At 51.8% G+C, this 1501-nt stretch carries 1 protein-coding gene; it reads right to left on the bottom strand.

All coding sequences use genetic code 11. The features are described 5' to 3' along the window. Positions 1-151 precede the first annotated feature (151 nt). Complete coding sequence (locus ACZYR9_RS27425; RefSeq protein ID WP_488981482.1) at positions 152-1369, bottom strand: ISL3 family transposase; 1218 nt, start codon at positions 1367-1369, stop codon at positions 152-154. Positions 1370-1501 lie beyond the last annotated feature (132 nt).

Here is a 1501-nt window from a genome sequence, read left to right as displayed (position 1 = left end):
GGCTCTTCGCGCTACTGGGTGGGTGGATGGCTATTAACGAGAGTCATAACCCTTCCGCTTGCTTGGAGAATCTCATAGGCAAAAGAAGCCGTCAAGAAGAGCGCTTGACCGCTCCTTTTGCCTATGAGGCGGGGTCACAAGGCGGTAAGGGTTATTGTGCCCGGCGGGCACCGAGCGTCGGCAAACGGAGCTTGTTCGCCGTCATGTAGACCATGGCGATTAAGTTCTCCACATTACGGTATCCGCGAGCTCTGCGTTTCGCCGCTTGGACAAGGCCATTAATACCTTCCAGCAGTCCGTTGGTCATCTTACTGTGGAACCATCGCAGGATGCCTTCCTCGTGTTGCTTAATGGTTTTGGCCAAACTCACCATGGGAGTAAGCTGCGACCGCGTCGCCCAGCCGATCCACTCCCGGAGGTATACATCCGCAAGAATATGCGGCGTGCTCCAGAAATCCTGCATTGCCAGTTTTAAGCGATACGCACGGCCCGTCTGCAGATTGCTGTCTTTCAGCCGCGCCAGCGTTTCCTTCTGCTCCGCCTTTAAGTTCGACTCGTTCTTCAGCCAGATGTATTTTGTGTGTTTAAGCTCCGGTGCTTGCTTTTGCTCCGCGATACGGACATCATCCACGGCTTCGTTCACAAGCTTCATGACGTGGAATTTATCGAAGGTGATCTCGGCTTTGGGGAAGTAATCTTCAATCCCCCGAATAAACGCTGGAGACATGTCGCAGCAGACTTCCTCGATTTGCTTAGCTTCAACGCCTTTGGCGGCGAGCATTTCTTTAAATCGTCCCAGTGTGTCCATTCCTTTGCCTTCTGTCGCAAACAGTACAGTTTTAGCATCGGCATCGACAAACAGGGTGACGTACCGATGACCGCGACGAGAAGAGGTTTCATCGATCGCAATGCGCTTTACTCGGGTCAAATCCAGATCGGCCATCGCTTTCTCCACGTAGTGATGAAAGATCCGCCACATCCGTGTATCATGCTCACGCAGCTCCCGTGCCGCGGCGTTGACCGGCATTTCCGCCATCAGTCGCATCGCCCAAGCATCAAATAGCAGCGTGAAATGTGATTTCGTTCGTGCCCATGGGACAGGCACCAAAGTTACTTTCTTACAGGCATCACACCCGGTTCTTGGCACGCGTGCATGCATGTACGTTTTCCAAGTCCAGAAGTCAAGATGGCGCCACTTCTTCATTTCTGTATCGTGCGCGGTGCACATCGCACCGCAGTTCGGGCAGGCGAAAAGAGCTCCGCGTTCAAAATCGAGAAACAGATGCCAAGCATCTTCTTCCTCGTCAAATTCAATGTGCACCAATTTCCAAGGTTCCTTTAGTTGGAGTGCCACGGCAAACTTTAACATTTCGTAAATCAGATTATCCTTACTGCTTGCGGAGGTCCACATTGTTCATCCCGCCCTAGTAATGTTCTTACTCAGCAGTATTGACAATCAACCTATTAAGCAGACCTCAGCAACGAACTATAGCGAAGAAGC

This window comes from Paenibacillus sp. F024 (assembly GCF_057814255.1).
Note: the sequence above shows the minus strand (reverse complement) of the source record. Positions and strands in the feature narration are given on the sequence as shown.

Excerpts from the sequence above, each read along its gene's own strand:
- ACZYR9_RS27425 (WP_488981482.1), bottom strand. The coding sequence starts at position 1,369 with ATGTTAAAGTTTGCCGTGGCACTCCAACTAAAGGAACCTTGGAAATTG.